The organism is Streptomyces sp. YJ-C3, assembly GCF_053891275.1.
On record NZ_CM132685.1, the window covers coordinates 4,958,966 to 4,976,228 of the forward strand.

Consider the following 17,263-nt stretch of genomic DNA (forward strand, 5'->3'; position numbering starts at 1 on the left):
CGGGGTGCCCGCGGGGCGCGGGGGCACGGCCGGGGCCCAACCGGACAACACTGTCCGGTTCCTGGGATACGGTACCGGTGGCCGTGCGGGATGCCCACGAGGGCACCCACCGCATTCCGCGCGGCGCCCCGCGCACCTCCCCCCACGAGAGGAACCCGTCACATGCCGCTGCCGCAGTGCGACACCCCTCCCACCCCGCAGGAGACCGCCGACTTGCGCGAGCGCTACCGCCGCGAGCGCGAGCGCCGGGTACGCCCCGAGGGCCCGGGTCAATACCGTTCCACGTCCGCGGAGTTCGGCTACTTCGCCGCCGACCCGTACGCCGGCGAGCCGGCCGACCGCGAGCCGGTGCGCGACGTGGTGGACGTCGCGATCGTCGGGGGCGGGTTCGGCGGGATCCTGGCCGGGGCGCGGCTGCGCCAGCAGGGCGTGGCGAACATACGCGTCGTCGAGAAGGGCGGCGACTTCGGCGGCACCTGGTACTGGAACCGCTACCCGGGCATCCACTGCGACATCGAGTCGCACGTCTACTTGCCGCTCCTCGACGAGACCGGCTACGTGCCCGAGTGGAAGTACGCGCCGGGCGAGGAGATCCGCCGTCACGCGGTGCGCACGGCCGAGCAGTTCGACCTGTACGAGGATGCCCTGTTCTCCACCGCCGTGACCTCCCTGACCTGGGACGAGTCCACGCAGCAGTGGTGTGTCACGACCGACCGGGGCGACGCGTTCCGTGCCACCTACGTCATCACCGCCACCGGCACGCTCTCGGAGCCCAAACTCCCCGGCATACCCGGTATCGAGACCTATCGGGGCCACACCTTCCACACCTCCCGCTGGGACTACGCGTACACCGGCGGCAGTCCCGAGGGCGGCATGACGGGCCTGGCGGGCAAGCGGGTCGGCGTCGTCGGCACCGGCGCCACGGGCGTACAGGTCATCCCGCTGCTCGCCGAGGACGCCGGCCACCTCTACGTCTTCCAGCGCACCCCTTCCTCGGTGGACGTGCGCGGACAGCGGCGCATGTCGCCGCAGGAGGTGGGCGCGGAACGGCCGGGCTGGGCGACGGCGCGCCGCGAGAACTTCCTGCGGATCGTCTCGGGCGAGGACGCCGGACCGGACCTGGTCGCCGATCGCTGGACGGAGTCGGCCGCTCTGCTGGAGAAGCTCCTGCCCAGCTTCCGGCGCGACGGCGAGCCGGACTTCGAGGCCGCCTACGAGGCCGCCGACCACGCCGCGATGAACGGCATCCGTGCGCGCGTCACCGCAGAGGTCACCGACCCCGTCACCGCCACGGCCCTCCAGCCCTGGTACCGGTACGCGTGCAAGCGCCCCACGTTCTCCGACACATATCTGCCCGCGTTCAACCGGGCCGACGTCACCCTCGTGGACACCGCCGACAGCCATGGCATCGAGCGGATGACCGAACGCGGCGTCGTCGTGGGCGGGGTGGAGTACGAGGTCGACTGCCTGGTGTTCGCCACCGGGTTCTCCGTGGGCGTCTCCGGCGTCACCTCGGGCAAGCTGCCCGTGTCCGGGCGGGACGGCGTCCAGCTCCTGGCGGCGCGGGCGCAGCGCGGCCCGCGCAGTCTGCACGGATTCACCAGCAACGGGTTCCCGAACCTGATCCAGATGGGCTCGATGCAGAACGCCAGCAGCGTGAACTTCACGAACATCCTGGACGAGCAGGCCGTCCACGCCGCCGCGCTGGTCGCCGCCGCGCAGGAGCGGGACGCCGTCGTGGAGCCCACCCCCGAGGCCGAGGACGCCTGGATCCGCGTGTGCGCGCAGGGAGCGCCCGACCACGAGTGGTTCCACGCCGAGTGCACCCCCGGCTACTACAACCGGGAGGGCCGCGGCCGGCCGAACGGTCCCACCGCCTACCCGCACGGCGCCGTCGCCTTCCACGACCTGTTGCGCCGCTGGCGCAAGGAGAACATCGACGAGGCCCTCAGGCCCCGGGCCACCACGCCGGTCGTCGGCCGCCCCTGACACCGCGTCCGTACGTGCCGGGCCCCGAGCGGTGAAGGCTCGGGACCCGGCACGATGCGGCCGCCCGTTTCGGGGGGGCCTGTCACGGTCCGTCGGCGCGACGTTGGACGGACCGGGACGTCATGAGTGCGCGGCGGCGGGCGGGCTCAGGCGCCGAGGGCGTCGATCAGTGCCTTCGTGATGTCCTCGGTCGATGCGGTGCCGCCGAGGTCGCGGCTGAGCACACCGGCCCCGGTGGTCGCCTCGATCGCCGTACGCAGCCGGGCCGCCTGGTCGGGCAGCCCGAAGTGGTCCAGCATCAGTGCCGCGCTGCCGACGGCACCGATGGGGTTGGCGAGACCCTGCCCGGCGATGTCCGGGGCGGATCCGTGGACGGGTTCGAACATGCTGGGGAAGCGCCGCTCGGGGTTGAGGTTGGCGCTGGCGGCCAGGCCCAGGCTGCCGGCGAGGGCGCTGCCGAGGTCGGAGAGGATGTCGGCGTTGAGGTTCGAGGCGACCACGACGGACAGGTCCTCGGGGCGCAGCACGAACTTGGCGGCCATGGCGTCGACGAGGACGCTCTCCGTCTCCACGTCCGGGTAGTCGGCGGCGACGCGCTTGAAGACGTCGTCCCAGAGCACCATGCCGTACTGCTGCGCGTTGCTCTTCGTCACGGACGAGACCTTGCGGCGGTCGCGGGTGCGGGCCAGGTCGAAGGCGTACCGCATGATGCGCTCGCAGCCGACCTCGGTGAACAGCGCGGACTGGAGGGCGACTTCGCCTCCTGGGCCGCGCCCCGCCAGGTTGCGTCCGCCCAGGCCCGCGTACTCGCCCTCGCTGTTCTCGCGGACGACGACCCAGTCGAGCTCGGTGTCGTCGGCCCCCCGCAGCGGGCTGGTGACGCCGGGCAGGAAGTGCACGGGGCGGACGTTGGCCCACTGGTCGAAGCTCTGGCAGATCTTCAGGCGCAGGCCCCACAGGCTGATGTGGTCGGGGACCGTGGGCCAGCCGACCGCTCCGAAGTAGATCGCGTCGAAGTCCCCCAGCCGGTCGAGGCCGTCGTCGTCCATCATCTTCCCGGTGCGCTCGTAGTGGTCGCAGCCCCAGGGGAACTCCTGCCAGTCGAAGGCGAAGGCGCCGTGGGAGTCCGCGGCCAGCGCGTCGAGTACGGCCCGGCCCGCGGCGACGACCTCCCTCCCGACGCCGTCGGCGGGGATGGCAGCGATACGGAAGGTACGGGGAGCGGTCACGGAGGCCTCCGGTCGTGCGGATCCGCCTGTCGGGCGGAGCCGGGGTCGGGCGAGTGGATCGATGGTCCGAGTGAACCCAGTCGTCCCGTGCGCCGTCCAAGACGTGCTTCCGATACAACCCATAGGCCTGGCCGATGAGTTCGCCGGGCGCGGCGCCGCGCCCGGCTACGCGGCCCGGGAGCTCTTGTGCCGGGCGTAGACACCGGCCAGGTCGAGGAAGGCCCGGGCGCCGGGGGTGAGGTGGGCGGGCAGGCTGATCATCGCGACGTGCAGGTGTGCGGTGGGTTCGATGGCGGCGACGGCCGCACCGCAGCGGCGGGCGAGGCGGGTCCAGGAGGCGGGCAGGACCGCGACGCCGACGCCGGTCAGGACCAACGGGAGGATGGAGGCCCGGTGGTCGACGATCGCGACGATGTCGGTGCCGTCGGTCCGCGCCGTGATGTCGTCGACGATCGTGCGCATCAGGGTGCCGCCCCGCGACGCGATCAGCTTCTGCCCGCCGAGGTCCTGCGGCCGCAGCGTGGCGCCGTCCGTGATGTCCCCCTCGGGGGCGGCCACGACGACGAACGGCTGTTGCTCCATGGGCAGCACGTCGAGCCCGGACAGGGCCGCGGGGGCGGCCGTACCCAGCAGACCGAGTTCGCAGGCGCCGCTGCGGACCAGCGCGATGGTCTCCTCGGGGGTGAAGGCGGCGCGGCTGCTCACGGTGACCGACGGGTGCAGTTCGGTGAAGCGGTGGGTCAGGGTGGTGAGCGGTTCGATGCCGGGCGAGGGCATGGCCGCCACCTCGACGGTTCCGCCGTTCAGGCCCGACAGGGCGGCGGCCCGGTCGCGTACGGCGGTCAGGTCGCGCAGCACGCGGCGGCTGGGTTCGAGGAGTTCCGCGCCGGCTTCGCTGAGCACGACGCCGCGGCCCATGCGGTGGAAGAGGCAGACGCCCAGGTCGGCTTCCAGGTTGGCCATCGCCTGCGACAACGACGGCTGCGCCACGTGGAGCGCGGCGGCGGCCTTGCTGAAGCCGCCGTGCTCCACGATGGCGAGGAAGTATTCGAGCTGTCGTGCGTCCACGGGTCCTCCCTCTGCCACCGACCGGGCAATAGGCGGACCCTATCGGTTGGCCGAAACGGCCTGATCGCCTGCCTGGGCCGCGGGTTCGACTCCCGGCACCGGGGCGGATTCGCCCGGTGCGGCCGTGGGTTGGGGAGGGACGGGGGCCGGTTCCGGCGGGGCGTCGGCGCGTTCGTCGCGGGCGGGAGCGTCCTCGCGGATCTGTCCGGACAGCACCGCGCGGGCGCGGTCCAGGTCGAGGCCCCGCTCCCAGCGGGCGACGAACAGGGTGGCCACCGCGTTGCCGTAGAAGTTCACCAGGGCCCGGCACTCCGACATGAACTTGTCGATGCCGAAGATGAGCATGATTCCGGCCGCGGGCACGTGGCCGACCGTCGACAGCGTCGCGGTCAGTGCGATGAAGCCGCCTCCGGCCACTCCCGCCGCGCCCTTGGAGGTCAGCAGCATCACGGCGAGCAGGCCGAGTTGCTGTCCGACGGAGAGTGCGGTGTCGGTGGCCTGCGCGATGTAGAGCGTGGCCAGCGACAGGTAGATCGCCGCGCCGTCGAGGTTGAAGCTGTAGCCCGTCGGCACCACGAGGCCGACCGTGGACTTCTCGGCGCCCATGAAGTGCAGTTTGCGCATCAGGCCGGGCAGGGCCGGTTCGGCGGTGGAGGTGCCGAGGACCAGGAAGAACTCCTCCTTGAAGTACCGGAAGAGCTGGAAGATGTTCAGCCGCACGTAGACCGCGAGGACGGTGCCGAGCACCACGACGACGAACAGGACCGAGGTGACGTAGAAGAGCAGGATCAGTGACCCGAGGCTGGTCAGTGTCGACAGGCCGAACTTCCCGATGGCGTACGACATCGCGCCGAAGGCACCGAGCGGGGCCGCCTTCATCACGAACGACAGGACCTTGAACACCACCTGGGTCAGGCGGTGGACGCCCGCGATGACGGGTTCGCCGACCGTGCCGACCGACTTCAGGGCGATCCCGAAGATCACCGCGAGGAAGATCACCTGGAGGATGTCGCCCTCGACGAACGCGCCGAAGAGGCTGTTGGGCACGACACCGGTCAGGAACTCCCACCAGTGCTGGTGCTCGCCCGTCTCGATGTACTGGCCCGCGTCGCCCGACACCTCCAGGGCCGACGGGTCGGCGTGCACGCCCTCGCCCAGCCGTACGAGGTTGATCGCTATCAGGCCCGTCACCAGCGCGGCGATGGTGCCGACCTGGAAGTAGGTCAGCGCCTTGAGCCCGGTGCGGCCCACCTTCTTCAGGTCGGCGACCCCGGAGATGCCGCCGATGATCGTGAGGAACACGATCGGACCGATCAGCATCTTCATCGCGGTGATGAACGTCGTGCCGATCGGTTCCATCGCCGTGGCCAGGTCCGGCAGGCGCCATCCGAGGACCACCCCGATGACGATGGCGGCCAGCACCTGCACGTACAACTGCCGGTACCACGGCCTGCTTCTCACCACCGCGGTGCCGCCTGCGGCTTCGTCCGGGGCATGCGTCATTGCAACCTCCATCCAGGCACGGGCAGGGGCCTGCCCGTGAACTCCGCACGGAGACGTCGCTCGTCGCGCGCCGGGTACCGGCTCCAGGCCCCGTACGGGACCGGGTCCCGGCCGGTCGTCGTACGAACGGAGTCAGTGAAGCGGGTCCCAGAGGAGGAGGTCCACGACCAAAAACCGATGCCCCGCATAGGCCAGGCCTATACGGGGCGCATCAGCTCCGGTCCCTGACCGCCGGCCGCCCGGTGAGCCCCGGCCGGTGCGTGTCACGCATGATCGCCTACTCTCGCGCATCATGAGCACACTTGCGGATGTCACCGCCGTGACGAATCTGATCGCCAAGTATGCGGAGCTGGTCGACACCGGGGACTTCGCGGGTGTCGGGGAGCTGATGGCGGACGCCGTGTTCATCGGGAGCGGTCCGCCCGCCGAGGGGCGTCGGGCCATCGAGAGCATGCTCCGGGAGAGCGTGATCCTCTACGAGGACGGCACACCGCGGACCCACCACGCGACGAGCAACATCGCCGTCGAGGTGGACGAGGAGACGGGAACCGCCACCGCGGGCTCCTACGTCACCGTCTTCCAGGCGCTGCCGGATCTGCCGCTGCAGCCCGTGGCCGCGGGCCGCTACAGCGACCGCTTCGAGCGCCGTGACGGGCGGTGGCGGTTCGTGGAGCGACGGGTGCGTATCCACTTGGCGGGCGACGTGCGGGGCCACCTCCGCACCTGAAACACGGTGACCCGCAGCGGTGTTCGTGCCGCCGCGGGTCACCGGCCGTGCGCTCAGCTGTCGTGGAGGGCCTTCTTCAAGGCGTCGACGGCGAGCTTGCGGGCGACGTTCGCGGCACGGGTGTCGCGCAGGCTGTCCAGGAGCAGGAAGTCGTGGACCATGCCCGCCACGCGGACCGCGGTGACGTCCACCCCGGCCTCGCGGAGTCTGTTGGCGTACTGCTCGCCCTCGTCGCGCAGCACGTCCGCCTCGTCGGTGATGACGAGGGTCGTGGGCAGGCCCTTGAGCTCCTCGAGGCTCGCCTGGAGCGGAGCGGCGTGCGGCTCCTTGCGCTGCTCCGGGTCCGCGTACTGGTCCCAGAACCAGATCATGCCGTCCCGCGTCAGGTAATAGCCTTCGGCGAACTGCTGGTAGGAGGGGGTGTCGAAGTCGGCGTCGGTCACCGGGTACAGGAGCACCTGGGCCTTGAGGTCGATCCCGCCGCGCTCCTTGTTCATGAGCGCGAACACCGTGGACATGCAGCCGCCCACCGACTCACCGGTGACGGCGATCCTGGAGGTGTCGAGTCCGTGCTCCGCACCGTGCTGCAGGACCCACTGGCCCACCGCGTAGTTCTGCTCGACCTGCGTCGGGTACGTGGCCTCCGGGGCACGGTCGTACACCGGGAACACGCCTGCGGCCCCGGCGCCGACGGCCAGTTCGCGGAAGAGCCGGTCGTGGGTCCTGTCGTCGCCGAAGACCCAGCCGGCCCCGTGGATGTAGAACACGACCGGCAGCGGGCCGGTGGCGCCCTTCGGCTTGATGATGCGGGTGCGGACGGTGCCCCACTCCCCCGCGTCGACGTCCACCCACTCCTCGTCGACGTCCGGCCGCGGCACGCTCGTGTCGCTCTGCAGGCCGAGCAGGATCTCGCGGCCCTTCTCCGGTTCGACCTCGTAGATGCGCGGGTGCGGATCGGTCGCTTCGGCCAGCTCCTTCGCGGCCGGTTCGAGGAAGGGCGTGAGGGGAGGAGGAAGCTCAGCCATGTCTACTCCGATGTCACGGGCCGACGGACCCTGGAGAACACCGCACACCACAGGCGGACGTGGCCCGAGTGCGGCGCCGGAATGCCCCCCGATCCATCCTCTCCGAACACTCCGGCCACGCAACTCGTGCACCCATGTGAACCGGCTTTGGGCGCCCGGTACTTGCTGAGCGCGGCCGTAGTCACGAGGTCGGCGGGGAAGCGGCGGGCCCGTCGGCGTCGAGGGCTGCCGCGCGCAGAGCGGCTGCCACGCGGGTGACCGGTTCGGCCGGGGGCCGCGGCAGGCGGGCCAGGAGCAGGCGCCGCTGTTCCTGGGGGCCGCCGCGGACGGGGAGGACACGGACACCGGGTGGCGCGGCGGACACGAGGGCGGCGGGCACCGTGGTCAGTCCGCAGCCGGCGGCGACGAGGTGCAGCCTGGCGAGCCAGTCGCGGGCGGTGTGGGCGATCTCGGCCCGCTCGTCGAGGCCCGGCCACACGCCCATCTCCTCGCCCGAGAGGGAGCCCGCGATCCAGCGCTGCCCGCGCAGATCGGCCACGTCGATGAAGTCGGCGCGGGCCAGCGGGTGCGTGGCGGGCACCGCCAGGCAGAGCGCACGCTCCGTGAGGGTACGCAGCACCAGCGCGGGGGACTCGCTGTCCGGCGGCCGGAACGGCGGTCCCGACGCGAGCAGGGCCAGGTCGATGCTGCCGGCCCGCAGCGCCCGCACGAGGGCCGGGGTGCTGCCCTCCCGGCCCACGACCTTGAGGCCGGGGTCGGTCCGGCGGAGTGCGGACAGGGCTCGGGGGATCAGCGCGGCGCCGGCGCTGGGGAACCAGCCCAGGCGGACCGTCCCGGCCTGCCCGGGAAGGCCGGACAGCTCCCGGGCGGTCGCGTCGATCTCGTCGAGCACGACCGTCGCACGGCGCATGACGACGCGGCCGGCCGCGGTGAGCCGTGCCCCCTCGCGGCGCCGTTCCAACAGCTCCGCGCCCGCGGCCCGCTCGATCGTGGCGATCTGCCGGGACACCGCCGACTGCGTGTAGCCCAGCGAGGCGGCGGCCGCGGTGAAGGTCCCCTGCTCCGCCACGGCGCGGAGGACGCGCAGCGCGGTGAGTGACACGTCGGTGAAGTCCATGATGTTTCCGCATACTAGTCGTGCCGAACATTCGTTGGACTCATGGCGTGGGCATTTCTACCGTGGCAGGCATGAAGCCTTCCCGCATCGCCCTCGTCACGGGCGCCAACCAAGGACTCGGCCGGGCGCTCGTCGAACAGCTGGCGACCCACATGGATCCGGACGACCTGGTCCTGCTGACCGGTCGCGACCCCCGGCGCGTCATGGACGCCGCCCGCGAGGTCGGCGCCCTGTCGGGCACGCGTGCCCGGGTCGAGGGCCGCGTCCTGGACGTCACGGACACCGACGCCATCGCCCGCCTCGCCGACGAGCTGCGCGCCCGGCACGGAGGGGTCGACGTCGTCATCTCCAACGCGGTCGCGCGTGTGCTGCCCGGGGAGTCGCAGGCGGCGCGGGCCGACGAGTTCATCGACGTCTCCAACACCGCCACGCACGCGGTCCTGCGTTCCTTCGGGCCGGTTCTGCGGCCCGGCGGACGGCTGCTCGTGGTGGCCAGCGGCCTGGGCACGCTCGGTCACCTCGACTCCCGGCTGCACGGGCTGTTCGACGGAGCGAGCCTCGACCAGGTCGAGTACGCCGTCGAATCGTGGCGCGGCGCCGTCCACGACGGAAGCGCACAGGAGGCGGGCTGGCCGGTCTGGCTGAACGTACCGTCGAAGGTGGCCCAGGTCGCCGCCGTCCGCGCGGTCGCCGCCGAGCGCCGCGCGCAGGACCTCGCCGACGGAACCCTGATCGCCGCGGTGTGCCCCGGCATGGTCGACACCGCCACGTCGCGCCCTTGGTTCAGCGACTTCAGCCAGGCCCAGACGCCGGCCCGGGCCGCCGCGGCCGTGCTCGGCATCGTCCTCACGGAGTCCGTCGATCCCGCTCTCCACGGCGAGTTGGTCCGCTTCGGGAAGGTCCTGCCCTGGCACGACGGAGCGCCCTTGGTGGAGCAGGACGGGATGCTCACGCCCTGAGAGCCGTAGGGGCGCCCGCCCCATCGGGAGGTGTCATGCCTGGCGCAGCCTGGGCAGGAGCTGGTCGCCGATCCGGCGGGTCTCCTGCCTGTAGGGGGTGTCGGACAGGACGAAGTGCGTGATGCCGAGCGCTCGGTAGGCGTCGAGTGCGGCAGCCACGTCGTCGGGCGAGCCGACCAGCCATGTGGTCGCCGCTCCACCGCCGCCGAACCTGCCCGGCGCGGTGTACAGGCAGGTGTCGAGGACTTCGCCCCGCTCGGCGAGGTCGAGGAGGCGCTGCTGGCCGACCGCCGCCCTGCGGTTGCCCAGCCATGAGCCGATCTCGCCCGCGTCGGCCGCCATCTTGGCGATCTTCTCCTCCGCCGCGCGCCACGCGTCCTCGGTCGTGTCGCGCATCACGGTGGTGATGCGCAGCCCGTACTGCAGCGGCGCATGGCGGCGTCCCTCCTGCTCGCTCAACTCCTTCAGGCGGGCGATGCGTTCGGCGATCCCCTCCAGGGGCTCGCCCCAGAAGAGCTGCACATCGGCCTCTGCCGCCGAGACGCGTTCGGCGGCCTCGGATGCGCCTCCGAAATACAGGGTCGGATGCGCCCGTGCGTCGGTGGCGTAGGGGCGCGGCCCGACCGTCGAACCGGTGACGTGGAAGTGCTCGCCGTGGAAGGTGACGTTCTCCTCGGTCCACAGGCGCCGCACGAGGTGCAGGAACTCCTGAGTACGGGAGTAGCGCGCGGGCGGGTCGACGGTGGTGTCGCCGTAGGCGGCCGGATTGTCCAGGCCACTGACGATGTTGACGAGGACACGGCCGCGGCTGAGCTGGTCGAGAGTGGCGGCCGCGGCGGCGAAGTTCGCGGGCTGCCAGTAGCCGGGGCGCACGGCGATCAAGGGCTTGAACGTCGTGGTGCGCGCGGCCAGGGCGGTGGCCACGGTGAAGGTGTCCGGGCGGCCCCAACCGGTGCCGAGCAGGGCGCCGCCCCAGCCGTGGTCCTCTGCCGTCCGGGCGAGTTCGGTCGAGTACTCGATGGACCCCCAGCCCGCTGTCGTGTCGTCTCCGCGGTGCCCCGGTTCGACAGTGTTGGGGATGTACCAGAGGAATTCCGGGTTCATCAGGATTCCGATCGCAGTTCGGAGGGGTGCGGCGTGGCAGTCCGCCGGCTGGTGGTCATGTCGGAGCGCAAGTGGGGCTGGGACGGGGGGCGTTCAAGACGTCCGGAGGCTCGGTGCGGCGGCGCCGGTTCTCACGGGCTTGTCCTCCGCGTCGGGTTCCACGCCGAGGTGTGCGAGCAGGCGGTCCCGCAAGGCGGCGTACTCCGGACTGCCGTGGCGGCGCGGCGCGGGCAGCTCCACCGGGATGTCGACCGCGATCCGGCCCTCTTCGAGGACGGCCACCCGGTCGGCCAGGGTGATCGCCTCGTCGACGTCGTGGGTGACCAGGAGCACGGCGGGCCGGTGGCGCTCGCACAGTTGCCGCAGCAGGGCGTGCATCCGGATGCGCGTGAGGGCGTCGAGCGCCCCGAACGGCTCGTCGGCGAGCAGGAGTCGGGGTTCGCGGACGAGGGAGCGGGCGAGTGACACCCGCTGCTGTTCCCCGCCGGACAGCTCGACGGGCCAGGCCCGCTCGCGTCCTTCGAGGCCGACTTCGGCGAGCGCGGTGCGGCCCCGGTGTGCGGCGTCCGGACCGGTCAGGCCGAGGACGACATTGTCGAGGAGCCGCTTCCACGGCAGCAGCCGGGCGTCCTGGAAGACCACCGACACGTCTTGCGGCGCGGACAGTTCTCCGCTGCCCGCCACGTCGTGGTCCAGGCGGGCGAGGGCGCGCAGCAGGGTGCTCTTGCCGGAGCCGCTGCGCCCGAGGAGCGCCACGAACTCGCCGGGCGCGATGCTCAGTTCGAGTCCGTCGAGCACTCGGCGTCCGCCGAGTGTGCGCACCAGGTGCGCGATGCGGACCGTCGTGCGGTCCTCGGTCGCGGTCAGCCCGCCAGCGTCCGCCGCCATGACAGGGCCCTCCTCTCCACGAGCCGCACGAGGGCGTCGGAGACGAGTCCGAGGAGTCCGTACACGACGAGGCCGACGATGATGACGTCCGTCTGTCCGTAGGTCCGCGCGAGTTCCATCATGTAGCCGATGCCGCTGGTGGCGTTGACCTGCTCGACGACGACGAGTGCCAGCCAGGCGGCGGTCACTCCGAAGCGCAGCCCCAGCAGGAAGCCGGGCAGGGCCCCCGGCAGCACGACATGGCGGATGAACCGGAGCCTGTTCAACCGCACGGTCTCGGCCAGTTCCGCGTAGCGGTTGTCGATGGTGCGCAGTCCGTTGTGGGTGTGGATGTAGATCGGGACGAAGACGCCGAGCGCGATCGTGACGACTTTCATCGTCTCGCCGATGCCGAACCACAGGACGAGGAGCGGGATCAGCGCCAGTGAGGGGATCGCCCGCTTGATCTGCACCGGTCCGTCGACGAGTCCTTCCCCGATGCGGCTCAGGCCGGAGACGAGGGCGAGCAGCAGCCCCGCGACGGTGCCGAAGGCCAGGCCGAGCAGGGCGCGTTGGGCGGAGGTCGTGAAGTGGGACTGCAGCCGGCCGTCGGCGAGGAGGTCCCCCGCGGTCCCGGCGATGACCCAGGGGGCGGGCAGACTGCGCGCGTCGATGAGTCCGGCGGCGGAGCCGGCCGCCCAGACCGCGAGCAGCAGCAGGGGGCCGAGCGCCCAGCCGAAGGGGACGGGGCGGCCCGGGCCCAGCCTCTTGCGTGTCCTCGGGCGGGGGCGGGAGAAGCCGGCGGCTTCGCCGGGCGCCGTCGTGGTGCCGGCCGCCGCTCGCTGTTCGAAGGCCGTGGTGCTCATGACGCCTTCCCTTCACCGGCTATGGCGTCGGCGGCGACGCGCTCGTAGCGGCGGTCGAAGAGGGTCTCGGCGTCGAAGGCCTTGTGCTTCTGTTCCTTCGCCAGCAGGTCGACGGTCTGCTGCTGGCGCGCGATGGCCCGGGTCCAGTCGGCGGGAAAGTCCGGGTCGCCGGACCTTTTCACGAGGTACTCGCCGTCGGCCCGGCTCAGCCCCTGGTCCTTGACGTAGTACCCGTCGATCCATTGCCGGGGGTGTTCGTCGACCCAGAGCTGTGCGCGCGCCCAGAACTTGATGAGTTCCCTGACGGCGGCGGATTTCTGCGCGTCGCTCACGGAATCGGTGAGCGCCCACAAATGCCCGGGGTCGTCACGGAGACCGTGCTTGACGGTCGTGGCGCCGTCCCTGCCGTGTTTCGTCAGATAGCGCTTGATATTGACGTCGGCGATGGGCGCGGCGTCCACCTGCCGGTTCCCGAGGGCGGTGGGGTACACGTCGCCGGTGCTGGCCAGTTCGACGAGGTGGACGTCCTGCTGGGTGAGGCCGGCCTTCTTCAGGATCCGCAGCACGAGCGCTCCCTGTGCCTGGCCGGGGCTGTAGGCGATCTTCTTCCCGCGCAGGTCGGCGAGGGTCTTGATGTGCGCGCCCGGGGCGATCCCCAGCTCGTAGATCGGATACGTGGTCGGGTCCTTGCGGAATTTCGCCGCCACCAGCTTGGTGTCCAGGCCCGTCCAATGGGCGTTGATGGACGGGATCTCCGCGGCGGAGCAGATGTCGAGCGCGTCGGCCCGGAACGCCTCGGAGCATTGCGGGCCACCGCTGATATTGGCCCACTTCACTTTGAAGGGCAGTTTGTCGATCTGGCCCGACAGTTCGAGTGCGACTTTGAGATCAGGCGCACCGACGGTGAGCGAGGTGTCCGCGGAGACCTTGGCCGGGATCTCTTTCGCGGCGAGATTCGCACTGCTCACGGTGGACTGTGCGGGGTTCGCGCACGAGGCCAGCAGAAGGGATACGGCGGCGACAGCGCCGACGCGCGAGGAAACGGGCATGACGGTACGTGGAGTCATTCGTGCCTTCACAGGGCGAGGGGCACGCCTCCGCGCAGGCGGCGGCAGGAGGCGCGAGCAGGGATGCGGGGCGGGGAGCGGTGCGGCAGGACGCGGAGCCGTCGGCTCGACGCGGACGAGAGGTCAGCTACACACGGCGGTGGCGACGCGCATCAGATCGATGGCCCGCCGCTTCCGGAACCGCTGGATGATCCACATGCCGCCGAAGCTATCCACGCACCAAGTCCCGGTCAAGAGAAGGAAGTTGCCCGACACCGTGCTGCAATGCCCTCTTCATGGGGCCGCCACGCTCGCGTGACGACCGCCGGCGCGTCCGCCGCTTCCTCACACACCCTCCCAGGACCCGCCACCGGATCCCGGTACCCGTGACGGTGCTCGCGTGCCATGATCCTACTGAGCAGTAGCTTCGTTGTCGGTCGAGAGGGATCCCCGTGGCACGCGTGTTCACCGTGAGCAACAGCATCACCGTCGGCGTGTCCCCCGATGACGCCTACGCGGCCGTGAGCCGCCCCGAGGACATGGGCCGCTGGAGCCCGGAGAACCGTGGCACGACGCCCGACTCGCCGACCGGGCCGGCCGCCGAGGGCACCACGTTCGTGGGGCGCAACAAGCGCGGACCGTTCCGGTGGGTGACCCGGTGCACGGTCACCGTGGCCCGGCCGGGCCACGCGTTCGCGTTCCGCGTTCACGCGATCGGAGTCAAGCGGCCGCTGCTGCGCGCCCCGATCGCCACGTGGGAGTACCGGTTCGAGCAGGTCGACGAGGGGACTCTCGTGACGGAGACGTGGACCGACGACCGTCGCGCCTGGCCGACGTTCGCGGCGAACGCCTTCGACCGGATCGTGACCTCCGGCAGGACGTTCGCCGCGTTCCAGGCACGCAACATCGAGGCGACCCTGCGCAACCTCAAGCGGGAACTGGAGCGCGGCCTCACGAGCTGAGCGGACCCACCACGCGCACCCTCAGGACGAACACGTCGCACACCGGAGTGGCAAACCCCAACCATTCACCCGAATGGCCGCCCCCGGCCGCGGCCCCCTGAACCCTGCCGGAGCTCCCCTGTCGCACGGCAAGAAGGCCTTCCGCCGGGCGTTCCGGCTACTGCCAGTGAGACCCCTTGTTGCACGGCTCACCGTGAGGCCGCGCGATGGCTGTGAGGCACATGGCCATCGCAGCGGCCAACCCAGCCGCGCCATGTTCCGGAGGGAGTGATCACGCATGACGCAGGGCGAGACCTTCAGCACCCCTGATGCCATCGTCGGGCTCACCGCGTACGACCGCACCGGGGAGAAGATCGGCAGCGTCGAGCGGGTCTACCTCGACGACACGACCGGCAAACCCGACTGGGTGACGGTGAAGACCGGCCTCTTCGGCATGAAGGAGAGCTTCGTGCCGCTGGCCGGCGCCAGCCGCAAGGAAGACACGCTCCGGGTGATGTACACCAAGGAAGCCGTCAAGGACGCGCCGCGTGTCGACGCCGACCAGCACCTGGACCAGACCGACGAGCAGGAGCTGTACGCGCACTACGGTCTCAGCAAGCCCGCGACGTCCCCCGCCGCCGCGCCCCGTGCGGAGCGCCCGTCCGCCTCTGACGCTCAGCGCGCGAGTGCGAGCGGCATGGCCGCCGGCGCCGCGGGTGCGGGTCTGAGCGGTGAGGCGCACGGCCGGCACGCCGGTGCGCGGGAGCCGGCGCTGCGCTCCGCGGCGGGCCCCGACGGCAAGGCGGACGAGCTCATCCGCTCCGAGGAGCGGCTGCGGGTCGGCACCGAGGAGGAAGAGGTCGGCCGCGCCCACCTGCGCAAGGTGGTCGAGACGGAGAACGTCACGACCTCGGTGCCCCTGTCGCACGAGGAGGTCCGCGTCGTACGGGAGCCGATCCGCGAGGGCGACGTGAAGCGGGCCTCGATCAGCGAGGCGGAGACCGAGGTCGTGCTGCACGCCGAGAAGCCGGTGGTCCGCAAGGAGACCGTCCCGGTGGAGCGCGTCCGCCTCGAGACCGAGAAGGTCACCGAGACGCGCGAGGTCTCCGACACGGTGCGCAAGGAGAAGATCGAGTTCGACAACCCCAAGGCGGACCGCGAGGCCATGCCGGGTGAGGGCAAGTCCGGTCCCGGGCAGGGACCGCGGCGCTGACGGACTCACGACCTCACGGGGCCATCAGGCGGGCCCGGCCGCTCGGCCGGGCCCGCCGGCACGCCGCGCGCCCTTCCGACCAGGCCCGCGGCCGCTCAGGATGCGGCTCGCGCGCACCCCTCTTAGCGTGACAGGCACACCCGCTCACCGACCGAGGAGCAGACATGGGCGACAGCGCCATGGACAAGGCGAAGGGCAAGGCCAAGGAGATGCTCGGCAAGGCCACCGGCAACGAGCGCATGGAGACCGAGGGCCAGGTCGACCAGGCCAAGAGCAAGGTCAAGGATGTCGCCGACCGGGCCCGCGACAAGGCCGAGGGCGCCCGCGACTCCCTGCGCGACGACGACCGGTAGACGATCCGCCGCCTCGCCCCGTGCCCTCCCGCCGCAGAAGCCGGCGGGAGGGCACGGGCATGGTCACGGCCGCGCGCCGGGCGGAGGTGGCTCCGGCGAGATCTGGAGGTGGCGGCGCCACGAGGTTCCTGACGCAAAAGAGTTGACGGACCATCAGCCCTACAACAGGGCCCGCCACCTCGTCGGCAAGGGCCGCGCCCTGGACGTGGCCGACGGCCGCCCGGCGGTGGTTCGCGGTCATGCTCCGCCCCATGGCGCGGCGGGCGGCCCGATCCGGCGTCACGCTCGCGGCGAGTGCCCCTCCGCGAGGCGGCTGCCGATTCGCGCCCGCCGACGCGCCGAAGATCGTGTCGGTCCGTGCCGGGTCGACGCCGCCGTCCGCCAGCCCGGCCAGCACCCCGACCAGCCAGGCGCCGCCGACCGCTCCCCCACCACCGAGCAACAGCGCCGTCCCGTCCAAGGCCCACCCTTCCCATCGTTAAATGGGGAGCACTCCCCACTTCATGGACGGACGATAGCATCCCTTCCGGGGTGCACTCCCCAGTTACCGACACGGAGCATGAGGGAGTCCGACGATGGCCGCCGGCGCAGACCCCGGGACACCCCCACGCCGACGCGACGCACGCCGTAACCGGGAGCTCCTGGTCGAGGCCGCTCACCAAGTGTTCCGCGAGCAGGGGCTCGAAGCGCCGCTCGATGTCATCGCCCGCAGGGCAGGTGTGGGCAACGCGACGCTCTACCGCCACTTCCCCACCCGTGTCGCACTCGTCGACGCGGTCTTCCGCGCACCGCTGAGCGACACGATGACCGCGGGCGAGCAGGCCCGGAACTCCGAGGACGCCTGGGCGGGACTGACCGCCTATCTCGACGCGGTCTTCACCGTGCTCGCCACGGACCGCGGCACCAATGACCTCATGACCACACCCCTGCGCGGCATCGACGCCCTGGAAGCCGTCCACGCGCACAATCGCCGCACGCTGGAACTGCTCCTGGAACGCGGCCGGGAGCAGGGCACCGTCCGCCCCGACGTGGCCGCCGAGGACGTCCTCTTCGCGCTGGCCGCCCTCGGCCGCGCCGTCCCGGCCCTGACGACCGCGACCACCGCCGACGCCTGGCGCCGCCCCCTCACCCTGCTCCTCGACAGCCTGCGCGCCACATCCACTCCGTCACCGCTCCCCTCCTCCGCGCTCACCCCCGACCAACTCGGCGCGGTACTGGGCGAGATGGGGCCGCACCGCGCACCCAGCAGCGGCTGA

16 protein-coding genes are annotated in these 17,263 nt (G+C 71.6%); 7 read left to right on the forward strand and 9 right to left on the reverse strand.

What is annotated here, in order from left to right; all coding sequences use genetic code 11:
- The first annotated feature begins 162 nt into the window (after positions 1 to 162).
- Positions 163 to 1,989, forward strand: a complete 1,827-nt coding sequence (locus tag ACVHNB_RS22175; protein ID WP_456225681.1) for a flavin-containing monooxygenase — start codon at positions 163 to 165, stop codon at positions 1,987 to 1,989.
- A gap of 146 nt (positions 1,990 to 2,135) precedes the next feature.
- On the opposite strand, the gene ACVHNB_RS22180 is transcribed toward ACVHNB_RS22175, so the two are convergent.
- The 3 genes from ACVHNB_RS22180 to dctA form a co-directional block, all read right to left on the reverse strand.
- Positions 2,136 to 3,218 (reverse strand): tartrate dehydrogenase, encoded by a 1,083-nt coding sequence (locus tag ACVHNB_RS22180; RefSeq protein WP_456225682.1) that lies wholly within the window; start codon positions 3,216 to 3,218, stop codon positions 2,136 to 2,138.
- Between the two features lie 165 nt (positions 3,219 to 3,383).
- On the reverse strand, positions 3,384 to 4,286 hold the full coding sequence (locus ACVHNB_RS22185) for a LysR family transcriptional regulator (protein ID WP_456225683.1): 903 nt from the start codon (positions 4,284 to 4,286) through the stop codon (positions 3,384 to 3,386).
- A gap of 39 nt (positions 4,287 to 4,325) precedes the next feature.
- The gene (gene dctA / locus ACVHNB_RS22190) at positions 4,326 to 5,789 is read right to left on the reverse strand and encodes a C4-dicarboxylate transporter DctA (protein WP_456225684.1); all 1,464 of its coding nucleotides are present in this window, start codon (positions 5,787 to 5,789) and stop codon (positions 4,326 to 4,328) included.
- A gap of 292 nt (positions 5,790 to 6,081) precedes the next feature.
- On the opposite strand from dctA, the gene ACVHNB_RS22195 reads away from it, so the two are divergent.
- Positions 6,082 to 6,516, forward strand: a complete 435-nt coding sequence (locus ACVHNB_RS22195; protein WP_456225685.1) for a nuclear transport factor 2 family protein — start codon at positions 6,082 to 6,084, stop codon at positions 6,514 to 6,516.
- Positions 6,517 to 6,569: 53 nt separating this feature from the next.
- Here ACVHNB_RS22195 and ACVHNB_RS22200 read toward each other — a convergent pair whose 3' ends face one another.
- A complete protein-coding gene (locus tag ACVHNB_RS22200) occupies positions 6,570 to 7,541 on the reverse strand; it encodes an alpha/beta hydrolase (RefSeq protein ID WP_428956969.1) in 972 nt (323 codons plus the stop codon).
- Between the two features lie 181 nt (positions 7,542 to 7,722).
- The gene (locus ACVHNB_RS22205) at positions 7,723 to 8,658 is read right to left on the reverse strand and encodes a LysR family transcriptional regulator (RefSeq protein WP_456225686.1); all 936 of its coding nucleotides are present in this window, start codon (positions 8,656 to 8,658) and stop codon (positions 7,723 to 7,725) included.
- Between the two features lie 71 nt (positions 8,659 to 8,729).
- Between ACVHNB_RS22205 and ACVHNB_RS22210 the strand changes: the two genes are divergently transcribed.
- Positions 8,730 to 9,617: an SDR family NAD(P)-dependent oxidoreductase gene (locus tag ACVHNB_RS22210; RefSeq protein ID WP_428956967.1), complete on the forward strand. Its 888-nt coding sequence runs from the start codon at positions 8,730 to 8,732 to the stop codon at positions 9,615 to 9,617.
- 33 nt (positions 9,618 to 9,650) lie between these two features.
- On the opposite strand, the gene ACVHNB_RS22215 is transcribed toward ACVHNB_RS22210, so the two are convergent.
- From ACVHNB_RS22215 to ACVHNB_RS22230, 4 genes are all read right to left on the reverse strand, one after another.
- Positions 9,651 to 10,721 (reverse strand): LLM class flavin-dependent oxidoreductase, encoded by a 1,071-nt coding sequence (locus ACVHNB_RS22215; protein ID WP_456225687.1) that lies wholly within the window; start codon positions 10,719 to 10,721, stop codon positions 9,651 to 9,653.
- A 93-nt stretch (positions 10,722 to 10,814) separates the two neighbouring features.
- Positions 10,815 to 11,609 carry an ABC transporter ATP-binding protein gene (locus tag ACVHNB_RS22220; RefSeq protein ID WP_428956965.1) on the reverse strand — a complete coding sequence of 265 codons (795 nt, stop codon included), beginning with the start codon at positions 11,607 to 11,609 and terminating at the stop codon, positions 10,815 to 10,817.
- The gene (locus tag ACVHNB_RS22225; protein ID WP_456225688.1) at positions 11,585 to 12,454 is read right to left on the reverse strand and encodes an ABC transporter permease; all 870 of its coding nucleotides are present in this window, start codon (positions 12,452 to 12,454) and stop codon (positions 11,585 to 11,587) included. The genes ACVHNB_RS22220 and ACVHNB_RS22225 overlap by 25 nt, the downstream gene beginning before the upstream one ends.
- Positions 12,451 to 13,422 carry an ABC transporter substrate-binding protein gene (locus ACVHNB_RS22230; RefSeq protein ID WP_456225689.1) on the reverse strand — a complete coding sequence of 324 codons (972 nt, stop codon included), beginning with the start codon at positions 13,420 to 13,422 and terminating at the stop codon, positions 12,451 to 12,453. Before ACVHNB_RS22230 ends, ACVHNB_RS22225 begins: the two co-directional genes overlap by 4 nt.
- A 530-nt stretch (positions 13,423 to 13,952) precedes the next feature.
- On the opposite strand from ACVHNB_RS22230, the gene ACVHNB_RS22235 reads away from it, so the two are divergent.
- From ACVHNB_RS22235 to ACVHNB_RS22250, 4 genes are all read left to right on the forward strand, one after another.
- Positions 13,953 to 14,462 carry an SRPBCC family protein gene (locus ACVHNB_RS22235; protein ID WP_428956962.1) on the forward strand — a complete coding sequence of 170 codons (510 nt, stop codon included), beginning with the start codon at positions 13,953 to 13,955 and terminating at the stop codon, positions 14,460 to 14,462.
- A gap of 277 nt (positions 14,463 to 14,739) precedes the next feature.
- Positions 14,740 to 15,654 carry a DUF2382 domain-containing protein gene (locus tag ACVHNB_RS22240; RefSeq protein WP_456225690.1) on the forward strand — a complete coding sequence of 305 codons (915 nt, stop codon included), beginning with the start codon at positions 14,740 to 14,742 and terminating at the stop codon, positions 15,652 to 15,654.
- A 164-nt stretch (positions 15,655 to 15,818) separates the two neighbouring features.
- Entirely contained in the window at positions 15,819 to 16,007 is a 189-nt protein-coding gene (locus tag ACVHNB_RS22245) for a CsbD family protein (RefSeq protein ID WP_428956960.1), read from the forward strand.
- A gap of 575 nt (positions 16,008 to 16,582) precedes the next feature.
- Positions 16,583 to 17,263, forward strand: a complete 681-nt coding sequence (locus ACVHNB_RS22250) for a TetR/AcrR family transcriptional regulator (RefSeq protein ID WP_456225691.1) — start codon at positions 16,583 to 16,585, stop codon at positions 17,261 to 17,263.

What these genes read in the sequence shown, in the direction of transcription:
- dctA (WP_456225684.1), bottom strand. Translation starts at nt 5,789, where the DNA reads ATGACGCATGCCCCGGACGAAGCCGCAGGCGGCACCGCGGTGGTGAGA.
- ACVHNB_RS22175 (WP_456225681.1), top strand. Translation starts at nt 163, where the DNA reads ATGCCGCTGCCGCAGTGCGACACCCCTCCCACCCCGCAGGAGACCGCC.
- ACVHNB_RS22225 (WP_456225688.1), bottom strand. Translation starts at nt 12,454, where the DNA reads ATGAGCACCACGGCCTTCGAACAGCGAGCGGCGGCCGGCACCACGACG.
- ACVHNB_RS22200 (WP_428956969.1), bottom strand. Translation starts at nt 7,541, where the DNA reads ATGGCTGAGCTTCCTCCTCCCCTCACGCCCTTCCTCGAACCGGCCGCG.
- ACVHNB_RS22195 (WP_456225685.1), top strand. Translation starts at nt 6,082, where the DNA reads ATGAGCACACTTGCGGATGTCACCGCCGTGACGAATCTGATCGCCAAG.
- ACVHNB_RS22240 (WP_456225690.1), top strand. Translation starts at nt 14,740, where the DNA reads ATGACGCAGGGCGAGACCTTCAGCACCCCTGATGCCATCGTCGGGCTC.
- ACVHNB_RS22220 (WP_428956965.1), bottom strand. Translation starts at nt 11,609, where the DNA reads ATGGCGGCGGACGCTGGCGGGCTGACCGCGACCGAGGACCGCACGACG.
- ACVHNB_RS22250 (WP_456225691.1), top strand. Translation starts at nt 16,583, where the DNA reads ATGGCCGCCGGCGCAGACCCCGGGACACCCCCACGCCGACGCGACGCA.
- ACVHNB_RS22245 (WP_428956960.1), top strand. Translation starts at nt 15,819, where the DNA reads ATGGGCGACAGCGCCATGGACAAGGCGAAGGGCAAGGCCAAGGAGATG.
- ACVHNB_RS22210 (WP_428956967.1), top strand. Translation starts at nt 8,730, where the DNA reads ATGAAGCCTTCCCGCATCGCCCTCGTCACGGGCGCCAACCAAGGACTC.
- ACVHNB_RS22215 (WP_456225687.1), bottom strand. Translation starts at nt 10,721, where the DNA reads ATGAACCCGGAATTCCTCTGGTACATCCCCAACACTGTCGAACCGGGG.
- ACVHNB_RS22205 (WP_456225686.1), bottom strand. Translation starts at nt 8,658, where the DNA reads ATGGACTTCACCGACGTGTCACTCACCGCGCTGCGCGTCCTCCGCGCC.